The 12665-nt window shown below is 64.5% G+C and carries 7 protein-coding genes; 2 read left to right on the top strand and 5 right to left on the bottom strand.

Annotation, left to right across the window (positions count from 1 at the left end; all coding sequences use genetic code 11):
* Positions 1-186 precede the first annotated feature (186 nt).
* The 3 genes from IFS44_RS14635 to IFS44_RS14645 form a co-directional block, all read right to left on the bottom strand.
* A complete protein-coding gene (locus IFS44_RS14635; RefSeq protein WP_192098966.1) occupies positions 187-405 on the bottom strand; it encodes a hypothetical protein in 219 nt (72 codons plus the stop codon).
* Positions 406-671: 266 nt separating this feature from the next.
* Positions 672-4124: a glycosyl hydrolase 2 galactose-binding domain-containing protein gene (locus IFS44_RS14640; RefSeq protein WP_192098967.1), complete on the bottom strand. Its 3453-nt coding sequence runs from the start codon at positions 4122-4124 to the stop codon at positions 672-674.
* A gap of 67 nt (positions 4125-4191) precedes the next feature.
* Positions 4192-5160, bottom strand: a complete 969-nt coding sequence (locus IFS44_RS14645; protein WP_342366433.1) for an ROK family protein — start codon at positions 5158-5160, stop codon at positions 4192-4194.
* A 255-nt stretch (positions 5161-5415) separates the two neighbouring features.
* Between IFS44_RS14645 and IFS44_RS14650 the strand changes: the two genes are divergently transcribed.
* Together IFS44_RS14650 and IFS44_RS14655 are read left to right on the top strand one after the other, a co-directional pair.
* Positions 5416-8595 carry a TonB-dependent receptor gene (locus IFS44_RS14650; RefSeq protein WP_192098968.1) on the top strand — a complete coding sequence of 1060 codons (3180 nt, stop codon included), beginning with the start codon at positions 5416-5418 and terminating at the stop codon, positions 8593-8595.
* Positions 8596-8681: 86 nt separating this feature from the next.
* Positions 8682-10274 (top strand): tryptophan halogenase family protein, encoded by a 1593-nt coding sequence (locus IFS44_RS14655; RefSeq protein ID WP_192098969.1) that lies wholly within the window; start codon positions 8682-8684, stop codon positions 10272-10274.
* Here the strand turns inward: IFS44_RS14655 and IFS44_RS14660 are convergent.
* Positions 10271-11746 carry a carboxylesterase/lipase family protein gene (locus IFS44_RS14660; RefSeq protein WP_056677797.1) on the bottom strand — a complete coding sequence of 492 codons (1476 nt, stop codon included), beginning with the start codon at positions 11744-11746 and terminating at the stop codon, positions 10271-10273. The genes IFS44_RS14655 and IFS44_RS14660 overlap by 4 nt on opposite strands.
* The gene (locus tag IFS44_RS14665) at positions 11743-12492 is read right to left on the bottom strand and encodes an SGNH/GDSL hydrolase family protein (RefSeq protein WP_192098970.1); all 750 of its coding nucleotides are present in this window, start codon (positions 12490-12492) and stop codon (positions 11743-11745) included. The genes IFS44_RS14660 and IFS44_RS14665 overlap by 4 nt, the downstream gene beginning before the upstream one ends.
* Between the last annotated feature and the right edge of the window lie 173 nt (positions 12493-12665).

Here is a 12665-nt window from a genome sequence, read left to right on the forward strand (position 1 = left end):
CAGATTAGAGGCGCGCCACTAAGCAAAGCGATCGCCCAGAAAACCCGGATGGTTCGTCAGTCTTTGAATTGTGCCAGCGATTGCGTGCGGAACGTCGGGCGCTCGGATCGAGCCTTCCCGAACTGTCGCGGCAATCCGCGGTGTCGGCCTCGCACCTCTAGGATCGAGCACGCGGAAGCTGGTTGATCAAAGCTCTTCACATGGCACGACGATGATCTCGATCGTCCGCGCGAAGATCGCCGCGTCGCTTTCAGCAATACGGTCCTTGCCAATCTCGCTGCTGGTCAGTCGCGCAAGGATGAGGAGGAGTAGCGCGGTGCCCGATGTCGTGCGGTCGTACGTTCTACCGCCGCGTAGTTTTTTTGAGCCATCCCGCGGTTTTCGGCAACACCAGACCTTCTGCACGCAAAGCTGGTGGAAAGCAGCCTGTCTGCTTTCGGCCGGCGATCGGCATAAACGGACGTTCGTTCAGAAGAAGGGGCGGGGGGGGGCGAGTGTCGCTTCTTGGTGGAAAGCCGGCAGTTCGCAATAGGTGGCACTTTTAGCGTAAAGCGCCGTATGTTCAGGTGTGCCCCGTCGCCCTTCAAGGCGTCCCGTTCCGGACGTAGTTCCGATCATCAGGGGCGGCGACGCAGTCGCGCCCCATAATGACCTGCGTACGATCAAACGGGCTATCGTCCGATTGGACGCGTCATTTCTGGGAGGTTCCAGCCTCGTAACGTCACCGCCGCCGGCGCCGCGCCGACCGTCTTTGGATAGCGGATTTCGATGCGCCGGGTCTCACCGGGCAGGAGCGCGACATAATTGTCGTTGTAGAATGCCGGCAGGATGCGCTTTCCCGCCGTATCGACCAGCGTCAGCTTCGCATTGAGCGCGGGCACTTTGGTGTCATTGGTGAGCGTCACGGCCACCATCATGTCGTCACCGACGGATATCGGGGCGGCGACCGAGTTGCTCAGGGTAACACTCTGCAGGCTGTTGAGCATCTGGTAGGCTGCCTCGTCCTTGCCGCGCCAGTAGAAATTCTCCGCAACCGTCGTGCCGGACCGATCGGTCATGTCGAGCTTGACCAGAACCATCGGATGCGATGCGAACAGGCGGTCGAGTGGTACGGCGGCAAGCGGGGTTGCCGCATTCGCCTTTGCATCGAGACGATCCTCGCGGCTGAACAGTTCGGCATTGTCGAGCCCGACGACCCGCGTGCGTACGAGAAGGCCGGGGCGTGGCTCGCGGGTGGTATTGAGTACGACCAGTTCGTTGCCCGGCAAGTTCAGCTGAACGTGGAGCGGCTCCGCGGCCTTTTTCGCCCCGTAATATGCCGCATGAGTATCATAGTCCCAGCTGTAGATCTGCCATGCGTTCGACGGCCAGGCCGGGTGGGTCATCCACAGGAGCCGACCGGAGTTCTTGGTCCAGAGATGGCCCAGAAACCCTTCATACATCGCCTTGTGCGTCTCGAGATTCATCATCTGTGCTTTCCGCTCGAAATCGGCGAAGCTCGTCGCAGGCCCGAACATCGTCGCCAGCGTCGTCATGAACGTCTTGGTGTCGCCGTTCCCGGCAAAGTGCCAGTCGTGATAGGCCAGCGTGTCGCTGAGCGGCCAGGTCTCGCTATCGGGCATGGTGGCGCGGACGGATTCAAGCGTCGAGAGCGACGGCGTTCCCGTTTCGACTGAGAAGCCGCTGGCCAGATCGGTGAAATAGCCCACCGGTGGCCGGTAGTTGTACGGCCCCGATCCCTGCAGATTGACGACGTTCGAGCTGCCCGTGAACCAGCGCGTGCCATCCTCGCGCGCGATGAGATCGTCGAGCCCTTCGTTCAGCGTGGGATAGGGCACGCCTTCGTTGCGGCCGAACCACAGGATGATCGACGGGTGATTGCGATAGCGCCGCACGACGTCGTCCGCATTCTTGAGGAAGAGCTCTGGGTCCTGCGGCTCGACCTGGAAATTCTGCGTTGATTGCCAGAAATCGTTGAGCACCATCATGCCGGTCTCGTCGGCGAGGTCGAAAAACTCGGCTTCGGTGTTATTACCCATCCAGTTGCGGATGACGTTCATGTGCGCCTCCTTCTGGAGACGGAAATAGGGTGCCAGCCGGTCCCGGCCGACGCGTTTCATCGCATCGTCCATGCCCCAGTTGCCGCCGCGCGCCGCGATCTGCACGCCGTTCACGCGGATGGTCAAATGCGGCTCGGGCATCGTCTCCTCGACAGGCGTCATCGCCGGTGAGGTTTGGCCGGCGACGGTCAGCGACTCGGTCCACCCGTTCGGCGACTGCTTGATCGCTTCGTGACGGACGTCGATAAGACGTTCGCCGCGCAGGCTGCCATCGGTGAACTGCAGATTGACCCGCCGGAGCGCGCCCGCGGTATCGAACAGCGACAGGTCGTAGCTCACCTCACGGATCCCGAACCGGTCGGTACGCGTGTCCGACAGCCGGCCATCAGCCAGCGCCTCGAGCGACAATTGGTACAGCGCCTGCTCGCCATAGCCGTTCGGCCACCAGAGTTTCGGATTTGCGACGCGCAGCTGGGCGAAGTCCTTGGGCGAGAAGGCGACCTTCGTCTCGCCGGGCGATACGGTCACCGTCTTCTCGACATGCACATCGCCAAACGCCGCGCGAACGGTGACGCTGCGCGGCGTGGTGCCGTCGTTGCGAACGGGGACGGTGATGTAAACATCGGCACGGTCGGTCCGTGGCAGCGGCAGGTCGGTGACGACCTGTGGGTCGAGCAGGCGGACGTCGCCATGCGCCAGCAGTTCGACCGGACGCCACAGCCCGGTGTTGCGGTCGCGGATGCCGGGAATCCAGTCCCACCCTTCGGTGGCGACGAAGGTCGGACCGTCGATGGCGAGCTGCCCGCCATTCTCGCCGACGCCGGCGCTGATCGACTGTTCGTGCGGAATGCCGGGATGGGGCGGCGGCGACACGCGCACCGCGACGACATTGTCACCGGCGACGGGGATGAGATCGAATTGGCCGCGGATGAATGCGCCGCGTGTGCTGCCGAGCTTGCGGCCGTTTGCCCAGACGTCCGCGGCATAGTTGATGCCGCCGAAGACGAGCGTAAGCCGCTTTCCGGCGGCTTCGGGCGGGACTGTGAAGCTGGTGCGGTACCAGTAATCCTGCCGGGCGAGGCTTTCGGGAATCTTGAGGTTATTCAACCCGTAATAGGGGTCGGGATAGACTCCGCGATCGACCAGCGTGGTCAGCACGGTGCCCGGCACGGTTGCGGCACGCCAGGTGCCGCTGGGCACGCCCGGACGTGACAGCGTCGCACCATCGTCGCGCACGTCCGGCGCGGCGGCGAGCTGCCAGCCGTTCACCAGCCAGCGGCCGTCGCGTGCCGGCGCCAACCCCGTTGGCGGCAAGGGCATATTTAAGACCGGCGGCGTGGTGGCGTCGCCGCGTGCCTTTGGCAGCGTCCACGGATCCTGTTGCTGCGTCAAACCGATATTGGCTTGTTTCTGGAGCGGCCAGCCGACGCCGACCTGCCAGAACTGGACGAGCGCGAAGTCTGGCTGCGCGCGGGCTTCGTCGGCCAGTGCCGCGGCGCTCCGCGCGCGCGCGTCGAACGTCGCGTTGGCCAGCGATCCGCCGAAATGCTGCTTCGCGCGGCCGGTGCCGGTAACGGGTGCCAGTGCCAGACGGGGCGTGACGGCGACCGAGCGGCCGGCGCGCGACGCGACCGGCCGGCCGTCGACATAGAGCGTCAGCGTGCGACCGTCCGACACGGCGGCGACATGCGTCCAGCGACCGGCGGCGAGCATGCTTCCGCCGGTGACGCGGACGCTGCCGTCGGCGCCGGTGACGCGGCCATCGACGAGCGAGAGACAGCGGCAGGCCCCCAGCGGACCGCCGACGGCCAGCAGGGTGCCGGTCATGCGCGTTGCACCGGGCCGGACCCAGGTCGACAGTGTCCAGGGCGCATCGGCGGCGCCCCCTGCCTGCGCGCCGGTCAGGTCGCGCTCGACGCCGATCCCGCCGGCGAGGATGTCGACGTTATAGGGGCCGGCGTTGCCGATCGCTGCTGGCGCGTCGGCTGGCGTGGTTTGCGCTGCGACCGCGCCCGACAGGGCCGTTCCTAGCAGTAACAGGGTGGTGAGTGTCGCCAGTCGCATGAATAGTCCCTCCTGAGGTGCCGGCTTGGCAGTGCTGCCGGTCAGTTTTGAGCCGCGGTATGCCGGGTCAGTGACCGACCTGCGGATCTTTTGTCCACAATCTTGCGGCACCGCGAACGCCGGAGGCGTCGCCCCAGCGTGCGGGCACGATACGGCCGTCCCACAGGTCGGAAAATGTGTGGTGGCGCACGACATCGGGCAGGCCGGCGTAGATTTCGGTGACGTTCGACATGCCGCCGCCAAGGACGATCACCTCGGGGTCGAGCAGGTTGACGACGAGCGCGAGCACACGCCCGAGGCGATCGACATAGGCACTTAGCGCGGCGCGGGCCGCGGGGTCGCCGGAGCGCGCCGCGGCAACGATGTCGGGCGCGCTGAGCGCCAGCCCGTGTTCGGTGGCCGCGGCCCGCGCAAAGCCGGTACCCGAAACCCAGCTCTCGATGCAGCCCGACAGCCCGCACCAGCATGTCGGAGCATCGGCCTCGCGTCCGCCGGGCCAGGGCAGGGGCAGATGGCCGATCTCGCCAGCGATCCCGTGTGCACCATCAATCGCGGCGCCGGACAGCACAACGCCACCACCGACTCCGGTACCGATCACCAGCGCAAAGACGCTCTGCGCACCCGCAGCGGCACCATCGATCGCCTCCGACAGGGCGAGGCAATTGGCATCGTTGACCAGCCGTACGGGGCGACCGAGCGCCCGGGCGAGGTCCTCGCGAAAGGGGCGGCCATTGAGATAGGTAGAGTTGCTGTTGCGCATGATCCCGGTTCGCGGTGACGGCGAGCCCGGTGCACCGATCCCGACCGTGCAGCGCGCGCCCCCGGCGTCGTCCGCCGCGGCGACCAGGTTCGATATCGCGGTCAGCGCGCTGTCGTAGCTGCCGGGATTGGGAATGCGTTGCCGCCACGCAGCCGCGCCGTTTTTCGAGAGCAACACGGCTTCGATCTTCGTACCGCCGAAATCGATACCCAGCGCCGGCGCAGCATCTTCGCATACCAACCCGCCGATGTTGGCAATGGTACCACTCTCCCCCACGATATCCTCCCCCCCACGCTCGTGACCGCTGCACGGCCATCCCGATCGACAATGCCAGTTCGAAAAATAAACGCAAATTGATTATCCAATTGACGGCGCTTTGCGGCGCGGTAGAACACGGGTGCCAAGACAACGGTAAGTTGCGGCTGGCACGTGGGAGAGGGGTAGGGCGCCGCGGCGCCGATCAACTTCATTCTCGCAGGCTAAAGCGTTCGCCAATCGCTGGCGGTGTTGATTGTGAGGGAGAGGGTCGGAATGTTGCGCGCAAAATCCAAGAACATATTGATGGTCGCCGCGTCGGTGACGGCGTTGGTCAGCAGCAGTACTGCGCTCGCGCAGCAAACATCGACGACGCAGGGGGTGTTGCAAAGCGCGCCCACAGATCAGGCTGCATCGCCGTCCGCGGCTGCGGCCGATCAGGCGAGCGAAACGCAAACCCCGACCACCCCGACGAGTGATGCCGCCGCAGAAAGCGAGGACATCGTCGTTACCGGCATTCGCGGCGCGCAGCGGCGTGCGGTCAACCTGAAGCGCGATGCCGCGTCGGTCACCGATTCGATCTCCGCCGAAGACATCGGCAAGCTGCCCGACGTGACCATCTCGGATTCGCTCCAGCGTATCCCTGGCGTGCAGATCCGCCGCGACGCGGGTGAGGGGGCCGCAATCAACATTCGCGGCCTGCCACAGGTGACGACGCTGCTCAACGGCGAGGCCTATCTCGGCGCGCAGTCGATCACGACGATCCAACCGAATTTCAACGACATCCCGTCGCAGCTGTTCGCCGGCGCCGACGTCATCAAGTCGAGCACGGCGGACCTGCTCAACGCGGGCATCACCGGCACCGTCAATCTGCGCACGCGCCGTCCGTTCGACCTGAAGAAGGGCTTCACCTTCGCGGCTGCCGCCGAGGGCGCGTACGGCGACAAGACCAAGGAATTCGATCCAAACCTGAACGGCTTGTTCGGCTTCCGTGGTGAGAAGGTCGGCTTCCTCGTGTCCGGGGCCTATTCGAACCTGCATCTGTCGAACTCGCACAACGGCATCCAGGAAGGCTATGGCGCAGCGCTCCACAACGAGCAGTTCAACACCGCCGCCAACCCGACTGGCGACGTCAACCTGAGCAGCGGCTTTTCGCCCGCCAATCGTCCCAAGGGCACGATCGTCGGTACCGGCCGCGACGTGAACGGCGATGGTGACTCGAACGACGCGTTCATCGTCCCACAGGGTTTCACCGCCTGGGACAAGGTGAACCAGCGCGAGCGGATCGGTATCAATGCCTCGGCGCAGTGGGAGATCAGCGATGCGCTGACCTTGAACGCCGACGCGTTCTTCACCCGCCAGAACGAGAACGACCGGACTGCCGGCATCCAGATGCAGAACGTCAACTGGCAGGCGGCCGAATTCGTCCCGGGGCAGTCGCGTAACACGGGTTCGGTTGTTTCGCTCAGCAACGGCGGCGTGACTCGCGACTATGACCTGAACACCACACAAGTCTATAATTACGATCTCGGCAACTTCGACTCGTACGCGCAGAATGATCGCTTCAAGTCGCAGTCGCAGAACTACAATGTCGAACTCAAGTACGACAATGGCGGTCGCTTCAAGGCAAGCCTGCGCGGTATCTACGGCAAGGCCTATTCGAACTACGACCAGAGCTATCTGCAGTTCAGCCCGTCCAACGGCGCGCAGTGGCAGCCGGGCGGGATCGGTCATTATCCGACGGGAGACGTCGCGTTCAATCCCGGCGGCTATGTCGTCAACACCTTGGCGGGCGCGGCGTCGCTACCAGCGACGGTCGATTTCACCGGCAACCAGCCCGTGTTCACGCTGCCATCGCAGCTGACGAACGCGCTCGGCAATATCGACAGCTACACGATGAAGACGACCTCGTCGGAGGGCAATTACCGGCGCAAGGGCGACCTCAAGCTGATCCGCGGTGACGTCTCCTACGAGGCGAACGACAATGTCAGCCTGGCTCTGGGTGGCCGGTATAGCGAGCGCACGGTCGACGATTTCGAATTCGATCGCGCGGCACCGCTCTATGCCGGGCAGGCGTCGCAGGCGGGTGGCTGCCTGGTCAAATGGAAGGCATTCGACGTCCCCCTGAACGATGCCTCGTGCCGTGCCGGTACGGGCACGTTCGGGACCGCCAGCTTCGCTCCCTACACCGCAGGGCAGGTCCGCAAGGCGAGCGATCCGATCTTCAACGGGCAGGTCAAGCAGTACAACCTGCCGGGCGCTGGCCTGCCGCCGATCTACGTGCTGGATCCCAAGGTGATGGACAACGCGCTGGCGTTCCAGAACAGCTTTTATCCCGGCAACGTGGAAGTGCAGAACCCCGGCGCGTCGTTCAACGTCGGCGTGAAGCAGATTTCGGGCTACGCGCAGCTCAACGTCAAGGGCGACGTGTTCGGCATCCCGGTGTCGGGCAATGCGGGCCTCAAGGTCATCAACACCAAGCTCGACATCACGCAGTTCGTCACCGGTTCGCCACAGCCCTATGGCCTGGCCAATCTGAGCAACGGCACCGTCGAGACCAAGCGCAGCTTCACCGACTTCCTGCCCGCCTTCAATCTCGCGTTCAACCTCGCCGAGAATGTGAAGCTGCGGCTTGCCTATTCGAAGACGATGACGTTGCTCGACCTCAATCAATGGGGCGGTGGCCTTAACCCGACCTATGCGATCGACACGAGCAACCCCGGTTCGCCCGTGTTCCGCGTCACCGGCGGCAGTTCCAACGGCAACCCGCAGCTCGATCCGTGGCGCGCCACCAACGTCGAGGGATCGCTCGAATATTATATCGGCGCAAGCAGCCTGATCAGCGTCGGTGCCTTCTACATCGACGTTGCGAGCTTCATCCAGTCGGGCAACATCGTCCGCACCGACCTGCCCGACAATGACGGCGTCGTTCGCAACCGAACGGTCTCGATCAGCACGCCGGTGCAGGGCGATGGCGGGACGCTGAAGGGCGTCGAGGCAGGCTGGAAACAGTCGTTCAGCGACCTCGGCTTCATGCCGTCGATCCTGACCAACTTCGGGATCGACGCGAACATCACCTATTCGCCGTCCGACTCCGGCGCGGTCGATCTGAAGGGCAATGCGATCCCGTTCCAGGATAATTCGAAGATCCAGACCAATCTGGCGGGCTTCTACCAGGACGATCATTTCCAGGCGCGTGTCGCGTGGAATTATCGCTCCAAGCGCGCGGTGCAGCAGAATTTCGGCGGTATCCAGGGTCTCGAACTCTATCAGCAACCAACCAACTATGTTGACGCGTCGATCAGCTACGACTTCACGCCGAACCTGACGCTGTATGCGCAAGGGTCGAACCTGACCGGAGAATACGAGAAATACTATCTGACCTTCCCAGACGAGAAGGCCTACAACAACATTTACGAGCGCCGGTTCATGGCGGGTGCACGCTTCAAGTTCTGAGGCGTAATGTGTGACGCAGATGCCCGCCGGCTTTCATCGGGGTGGCGGGCACCTGTATGCCGGACTGCGTTGACGGGGAGTTGGTCATGACGGGCAGAACACCGGGTCCGGCATCCGCCCGCGGGCCGCTGCGCTCGATCGTCATCGTCGGGGGCGGCACGGCGGGGTGGATGGCGGCAACGTTGCTCGCCCGGCGGCTCGACCGCCAGCCGGTCAAGATCACGGTTATCGACTCCAGCGCGATCGGCACGGTTGGCGTCGGCGAGGCGACCGTGCCGGGCATCCGCGATTTCTTCCGCGAAATCGGCGTCACCGAGCAGGAGGTGATGGCGGCGACGCAGGGCACGGTCAAACTCGGCATCGAGTTCGTCGACTGGAAGCGCGAAGGCGAGCGCTTCTTCCACCCGTTCGGCCTGTACGGCATGCGATCGCGCGGCGTGGCGTTCCATCATTACTGGCGCAAGATGAACGCTGCCGGTCACGCTTCGCCGCTGGCCGATTTCTGTCTCGCGACCGCGCTGGCGGAGCGCAACCTGTTCATGCCGCCGACCGACCGGCCGGTTCATGATCTGCTGTTTTTCGACTGGGCGGTGCACTTCGATGCCGGGCTATTCGCACGGTTCCTGGCGCAGAAGGCGATCGCATGGGGCGTCGAACACATCGATGCCACTATCACCGATGTGCGCGTCGACGGTCGCACGGGGTTCATCAGCGGGGTGGACACCAGTTGCGGCAAGGCGATCGACGGCGATCTGTTCATCGATTGCTCGGGTTTCCGGTCGCTGCTGCTCGGCGGCGCGCTGGGCGTGCCATATGAAGACTGGACGAACCTGCTGCCGTGCGACCGGGCAGTGGCGATGCCGTGTACGCGATCGGGGCCGCTGACCCCGTATACACGCAGCACCGCGCTCGAAGCCGGTTGGCAGTGGCGCATCCCGCTCCAGCACCGCGTCGGCAACGGGTATGTCTATTCGAGCCGTCACATCTCTGACGACGAGGCGGTCGCTACGCTGAAGGGGAGGCTTGAGGGCGAAGCGCTAGGCGAGCCAAACATGATCCGCTTTCGCACCGGGCGGCGTACGGCCTTCTGGCAGGGGAACTGTGTTGCACTTGGTCTCGCTGCGGGCTTCATGGAACCGCTCGAATCGACCAGCATCACGCTGATACAGACGGGTATCGAAAAGCTTCTCGCCCTGCTGCCCGATCGCGGATTCGATCCCGCGTTGGCGGAGGAATATAATCGCACGACCGGACTGGAATATGAGCGGATCCGCGATTTCCTGCTGCTCCATTATTTTGCCAATGTCAGGCGTGGAGAGCCGATGTGGGATCGCTGCCGCGACACGGCGCTCCCCAACGCGCTGGCGCACAAGCTCCGGTTGTTCAAGGCGCGCGGCCATCTGGTCCGGTATGAGTGGGAATCGTTCCAGGATCCAAGCTGGTTGTCGATGTATGCAGGTTTCGGGATCGACGCCGCCGCGCATGATCCTGGTGCCGACCATTTCTCGGTTCAGGACCTTGAATCGGCGTTTGCCCGGATGAAGGAGTCGATCGCACAGGCAGTTGCGCTCGCGCAGCCGCACGACGCGTTCCTCGGCCTGTCGGCGCGCCATCCGGCGCGCGCGCAGGCTGCCGAGCCCGGCGGCGCTCCCGATCGCCTGATGATGCCGGCGCGTTAGGGAATGTCGCGCAGCGTGCAGATTGGCCCGCGCAGGTCTCGCCGCGCAGCCGGGCCAGTCTGTTCGAACGCCATGTAGGCGCGCGTGTCGACCGAATAGCGCGCCCATAGGGGCAACCCGGCGCTGTTGGGATTGCCGGTTCTGACGAAGTTGACCCAATAGCGTTGTAGCGGCGGCTGGCCGGGTTGCGGCGGGTTAAACACATAGCCGATCTCGCTTGCATGGCTGACCGTACCGCCAGCCGGCGCGTAGTCGAACTGATACTGCCACACCGGTACACCGACGCGTGCGAATGCCTTGGAGACGGCAATCGTCGGACAGCGAAAGGTCACGTCATCGGCGATCTGCGCGGTGACGTCACCCAGGCGCAGATCATCGACCGGCGTGCCGCCTCGCTGGAGACCGTAGAGATCGAGCGCCCGGTCGGCGCCCGCACCGAATTCGCGTCGAACCGTCGCCTCCGCCGCAGCGCGACCGCCATGCAGGGGCAGTTCCTTTGCGTTGACGCCGATGACGAGCGGCGTGCGCGCGAACCGGCCGCCCGCCAGCAGCTTGGCGGGCGTATCGGTCAGGACGCGACCGTCGATTACCGCCTGCAACCAGATGAAGCTGTCATCGTCCAGATCGGGAACATCGACTGCATCTTGCGCCTCCAGGATTTTGTCGACGTACAGGTTGCGGAGCTGGGCGGTCGGGGCCGTATCCGGCAGTCCGGCGGCCCTTATGAGACGTTCACCCAGGCGTTCGTTCTGCACTAGCGTGCGCGGAGCGACACCGAAACTGGGCGTTCCGCTTTCCTGGATCGCCTGCGCGAACAACCCGCGCGAAGCCGGGGCCAGCTGGTGAAGCGCGACGTCCTGCGCGCCGGCAGATTCCCCCGCAATCGTGACGCGCTTTGGATCGCCCCCGAAGCGCGCGATGTTGCGCTGGACCCAGGCGAGCGCCGCCTGCTGGTCCATCAACGCGTAATTGCCCGAATGCCCCCCCTGTTCACGGCTGAGGGCGGGATGCGACAGGAAGCCGAGCGCGCCGAGGCGGTACTGGACGCTCACCAGCACGATGCCTGCTTCGGTGATCCGCGATTCGACGGTGCCGCCGCCGGCGCCCGCGCGATTGCCACCGCCGTGGATCCATACCAGCACCGGCAGCGCCGCGGTCGCGCTCGACGTCGGCGTGCGTACGTCGAGGAACAGGCAATCCTCCGAGCTATGGATCGCCGCGTCCCGGTTCCAGTCGCCATAGACGGGTTGCGGACAGGCCGCATGGGGCGCGATTGCCTCGACAGGTTCAGTCCAACGCGTCGGCCGTTCGGGCGCGCGCCACCGCAGCGGTCCGGTCGGCGGTTTGGCGAAGCGGATGCCGCGGAACACCGCACCGCCGTTCGCAAGCGCCTCGCCGCGGACCGGACCATCGTCGACGCGCACCAACGGGCCGGCGGTGACGGCGGCGAGCGCCAGCGCGAGGACGATCACCGCGCGAGCGCCTTTGGCGCCGGCTTGACGAGAGAGGCGCGGATCGCCGCTTCGGCAACCGGTCCCATGACGGCATATCCCGCCTTGTTCGGATGGACGCCGTCATAGGTCAGGCTCGCGCGGAACCCCTTGCCGTCGTGTAGCGCCGTCCAGTAATCGGCATAGGTAGCGCCGGTCTGCGCAGCATATTCCTTCAACCAGCTATTCATCGCCACGATCTTGTCGGCGGTTTCGAGGCCGGGCCGCCACGGAAAATTCGCGGCGGGCGGGATCGAGGCGAGGATCACACGGATCCCGTGCGCGCGCGCGAGTTCCGCCATCGTCATGATATTGGCCTTCGACTGGTCGGGCGTCATCGGCCCCGTATTGCCGGCGATGTCGTTGGTGCCGGCCATGATCTGTACGACTGCGGGTTTCAGATCAATCACGTCCTGACGAAAGCGCAACACCATCTGCGGCGTGGTTTGCCCGCCGATCCCGCGTCCGACGCGATTGTTGTCGGTAAAGAAGGTAGGGGCCATGTCGAACCAGCCCTGTGTGATTGAATCGCCGATGAAGACGACGCGTGGGCCCGCCATGCCGGCCGGCAACGCCGTATTGGCCTCCGTGTAGCGGCCGAGCCATGCCCAATCGGTATGCAACCGCTCCTCCGCTTGGCGCGCGGCGCTGGCCTTCACATCATCTGTCTTCGCGATCGTCGGTGCGGCCGCTGCTGCCAGAGACAAGCTGAGTAAGATCGTTTTCATATTGCGCTCCGGAACTGTCGCCGCGCTATCGCATAATGAAACGGCAAAGCTAAATTTTGTGCGATCGGCCCACTATGGGTTGTGGCGCCTTATCCTCACGCTGATTCAGGGCAGCGTGGGTTTCGCAGAGCGTGGGGTCACGACGGTCTCCAACTTGTTGTTTGCAATCTGGC

Origin of the sequence: Sphingomonas sp. CFBP 13706 (assembly GCF_014842355.1) — a bacterium.
Taxonomy (GTDB): domain Bacteria; phylum Pseudomonadota; class Alphaproteobacteria; order Sphingomonadales; family Sphingomonadaceae; genus Sphingomonas; species Sphingomonas aerolata.

Coding starts and splice junctions, on each gene's coding strand:
- IFS44_RS14655 (WP_192098969.1), top strand. CDS start 8,682: ATGACGGGCAGAACACCGGGTCCGGCATCCGCCCGCGGGCCGCTGCGC.
- IFS44_RS14640 (WP_192098967.1), bottom strand. CDS start 4,124: ATGCGACTGGCGACACTCACCACCCTGTTACTGCTAGGAACGGCCCTG.
- IFS44_RS14650 (WP_192098968.1), top strand. CDS start 5,416: ATGTTGCGCGCAAAATCCAAGAACATATTGATGGTCGCCGCGTCGGTG.
- IFS44_RS14665 (WP_192098970.1), bottom strand. CDS start 12,492: ATGAAAACGATCTTACTCAGCTTGTCTCTGGCAGCAGCGGCCGCACCG.